This is a genomic window from Mucilaginibacter sp. (assembly GCF_028288105.1).
Taxonomy (GTDB): domain Bacteria; phylum Bacteroidota; class Bacteroidia; order Sphingobacteriales; family Sphingobacteriaceae; genus Mucilaginibacter.
Genome location: NZ_JAQBOI010000004.1, coordinates 1 through 3290, shown reverse-complemented (window position 1 = coordinate 3290; position 3290 = coordinate 1). Strand labels below are relative to the sequence as shown.

General features: G+C 42.2%; 5 protein-coding genes. 1 reads left to right on the top strand and 4 read right to left on the bottom strand.

Annotated features, from left to right (window positions below; all coding sequences use genetic code 11):
- The first annotated feature begins 194 nt into the window (after nucleotides 1-194).
- The gene (locus JWQ85_RS00260) at nucleotides 195-1109 is read left to right on the top strand and encodes a DUF6607 family protein (RefSeq protein WP_299462155.1); all 915 of its coding nucleotides are present in this window, start codon (nucleotides 195-197) and stop codon (nucleotides 1107-1109) included.
- A gap of 204 nt (nucleotides 1110-1313) precedes the next feature.
- Here JWQ85_RS00260 and JWQ85_RS00255 read toward each other — a convergent pair whose 3' ends face one another.
- The 4 genes from JWQ85_RS00255 to JWQ85_RS00240 all read right to left on the bottom strand — a co-directional run.
- Nucleotides 1314-1802, bottom strand: coding sequence for a DUF3347 domain-containing protein (locus JWQ85_RS00255; protein WP_299462153.1), 489 nt, complete (start codon nucleotides 1800-1802; stop codon nucleotides 1314-1316).
- A 7-nt stretch (nucleotides 1803-1809) separates the two neighbouring features.
- On the bottom strand, nucleotides 1810-2193 hold the full coding sequence (locus JWQ85_RS00250) for a hypothetical protein (protein WP_299462151.1): 384 nt from the start codon (nucleotides 2191-2193) through the stop codon (nucleotides 1810-1812).
- 16 nt (nucleotides 2194-2209) lie between these two features.
- The gene (locus JWQ85_RS00245; RefSeq protein WP_299462148.1) at nucleotides 2210-2647 is read right to left on the bottom strand and encodes a low molecular weight protein-tyrosine-phosphatase; all 438 of its coding nucleotides are present in this window, start codon (nucleotides 2645-2647) and stop codon (nucleotides 2210-2212) included.
- 82 nt (nucleotides 2648-2729) lie between these two features.
- The coding region (locus tag JWQ85_RS00240; protein WP_299462145.1) for a S1/P1 nuclease at nucleotides 2730-3290 on the bottom strand (561 nt) is incomplete at its 5' end.

Below are 3290 nucleotides of genomic sequence, written 5' to 3'. Positions count from 1 at the left end.
AGTTCAGGGCGAAGCCGGATGCTGTAGTTAAATACAGCAAGGCCAACAATAATATCCCCGACTTTTTGATCATAAAGCAAAAATACACTATTAACTTCCTGATTTCAAACACTTAATTAAATTTTTTATTGTCGAAGTATTGTAAAATAAATAATAATGCTTTTCTTTGTTTAGATTTAATCTAAATAAACATAATGAAAAAAACTATATTCTTATTAGCACTTTGCATTTGCGCGATCAGCGTATCTGCACAATCTAAATTTGAGCAGGACAGGGCTGCTATCAAATCATTAGCCGGCTACTATAAAGTAACCTTCAACTACGCGGAAACCTTTTCGCCGGATACGGCCTATAAATTCCATCCGCGCTACCATTCATGGGGTTACGAGTGGGCTATAGTTGTTGAAGATTCGCCTAAAAAGATCGCTATTCAGCATTTATTGGTTGTTGGCGATAGCTTGGTTATTAAACACTGGCGCGAAGACTGGGTTTATGAACAGCCTACCATGCTTGCGTTCGAGAAAGAAAACACCTGGAAGAAAGTTACGCTTAAACCAGCTGATGTAAAAGGCCGCTGGATCCAAAAGGTTTATCAGGTTGATGACAGCCCCCGTTACGAAAGCATTGGCACCTGGGTACATGTTGACGGCCGCCACGAATGGCAAAGTAAAACTGATTCGCCGCTGCCACGCCGCGAGTTTACCAAACGCAGCGATTACAATGTTTTGGCTCGCGGTAATCGTATCTACCTAACCCCGCAAGGCTGGATGTATGAGCAGGATAACAATAAAGTAGTACGATCTGCCGATGGCGATAAGGTAATAGCGCAAGAAAAAGGCTACGAAGAATTTACCAAAGTTGATGAGGCCAAATTTGCTTACGCAAAAAAATGGTGGGCAGGCCAGCAAACCTACTGGACCGATGTGCGTGCTGCTTGGGATACTGTTTTCGCTAAAAACGCCACCATTAAGTTAGGCGGCAAAAAAGATGGCAAACTACTTTACGAGCAACTATTTGCCCTTGCCGAAAAATCCGGGAAAGAAAAATGGAGCTCTGATAAAAACAAAGAAGAAACCATTAAGGTGATCAACGTTTATTTAGCGTCGTAATATTTCATCTACCTATGAAAAGAGAAAGGCTTTGCGTTTGCAAGGCCTTTCTTTGTTTTATTCATTTTCCTCTCCCCGGTTTTGGATTTAATGGTGACGTTATTTCGTCAGTAGCTTATTTTTAAGCTCCTTATTATCAATTATTTGCGTGTTCACGATAGTGTTCACGGCCGTGAACGTGAACACTTGTCACGAACTTATGTATTATTTCGCTCCTTTCAAGGTAGCTGTAACCTTACCGCACTCCAGCATATCATCGCCATAGTATGGGTTGCGGATATCTTCAGATTCGCTTAACCAGGCCGCCTTTTTCATGGGGCAGTATTGCTGGTAAACAGTAGTGCTGTTCAGCTTTAAACCCGAAAGTAACGAATACATATTTTTAGATAAGCTGGCAAAATGTTCGCGCTGATGATCAATAACGGTAGTTTCGCTAATGTGGCGACTATCAAATTTTAGTTTATCCAGATAGGTTGCCAATAGCTTTTGCTGCGCAGGCTGTAATCCTTTAACCGGGGTTGACAACGCGGCAAGCAATTCTGCAGAGCGGGTCTTAGCCAATGTGGCATTGCTTCCAACTAAAGCATTCTTCACACCTATATACGATGTGGTCATTTTATCAACGGCTGTGTTTTGTGCAGCGGCCATAAACACGGTGCAGGTTAAGATTAAGCTTACAAATAATGCTTTCATAATTTAATTATTGAGATGGGTGTCTTGAAAATATAATGCCGAATAATATTGCAAAAATTGAATAAATAGCCGCTATGATCCAAACGGCATAAGGCAGATGAATATTGCTTACAACAGCCTTCACTAAAGCCACCCCACCAATAAAAAAGTGTGCAAAATTAGCAATAGCAATAGGCCTGTTATATATGCCGCCAATTATGGCTCCCTTTGCCATCCAGTTGAGCATGGCAAAGGCAAAAAACAAAGCGCCCATTATTTGTAACTGCAGCTGATAAATTTTGCTGAAGCCCAAGCCTGTAAAGGCGGTTATCTCTTGTGGCATAAACGTGAAGGCAAGGCCAATTACAGCTAAAAAAATGGCGCTTAACACCATTACCGGTTTAGTATTCATTCACCTAAGGTATCAATTAATGGCTGTATTGTTTGATGATTTCCTTACATCCTGCCTCTATTAGTTTAAATACCGGGGCAAACTGGGCATCGTCATAATATGGGTCGGGGACTATCTTATCATTCAGCAGCATCTTCACTTTATTGCGGTCTTCATCATTACGGGCCATGGCCAAAACATTGCTCAGGTTGCTTTTATCCATCACCAATATCAGGTCGAACTCATCAAAGTCACCGGTGCGGAACAAACGGCAAACTTGTTTGCTAATGTCTATCCCCTCATCACGTGCGGCTTTAACAGAACGTCTGTCGGGTGCGCTGCCGATGTGCCAGTCGCCGGTACCGGCGGAATCGACCTGCCAATCCAGGCCCGCCTTATCTGCAAGGTGCTGCATTATGCCCTCCGCCAGTGGCGAACGGCATATATTACCAAGGCAAACCATTAGTATTTTCATTTTTTGAGTGAGTGGTTGATTGGGTTGATTAAGTGAATGGTTATACTTTTGAAACCACTCACCTAACCAACTACTCTCCTAATTAACCAAACAATTGATTAAGTACGCCTGCTAATCTAACGCCACCTTTTACCAACTGGTTGTTAAGGGTACCTATGTAGTCAAAATTGTATTTATACACGTTTACCTTATCGCCGTCTTTTACGCCCGCGTAAATTTTAGTCGCTATCTGGCTCGATTCGAACAACCACTGGCTGATAGGTGCTTTTTGCCATTCGGTACGTTGCGCTGCAGTGGTGTGATTTATCCAGCTAACATATTCGGTATAACTTAACTGCTGAAAATCTATCAGCTGGCTATCCCAAACAGAGTGCAGGTTGGTTGGGGTATTAAACCAGGTTAGTTTAATGTCGTTACCGCCTTTATCCTCGGTATGCGCGGTGTGCATTGGCTGGTGAACATCCTCAACAATGTGGATCAGCATACGCAGGCAAAGCAGTTTATTGCTTTTGGTAAGTGTTTTCTTTTTTAATTCGCCTATCAAAAAGTTCAGTTTGGTATAGGCATTAGTCGCGGTATCTTGCTTTAAAAATGCCTGCATCTCCGGATAAGAATATTGCTTATCAAAATCTACATAGTGCCA

What these genes read in the sequence shown, in the direction of transcription:
- JWQ85_RS00260 (WP_299462155.1), top strand. Translation starts at nt 195, where the DNA reads ATGAAAAAAACTATATTCTTATTAGCACTTTGCATTTGCGCGATCAGC.
- JWQ85_RS00255 (WP_299462153.1), bottom strand. Translation starts at nt 1,802, where the DNA reads ATGAAAGCATTATTTGTAAGCTTAATCTTAACCTGCACCGTGTTTATG.
- JWQ85_RS00250 (WP_299462151.1), bottom strand. Translation starts at nt 2,193, where the DNA reads ATGAATACTAAACCGGTAATGGTGTTAAGCGCCATTTTTTTAGCTGTA.
- JWQ85_RS00245 (WP_299462148.1), bottom strand. Translation starts at nt 2,647, where the DNA reads ATGAAAATACTAATGGTTTGCCTTGGTAATATATGCCGTTCGCCACTG.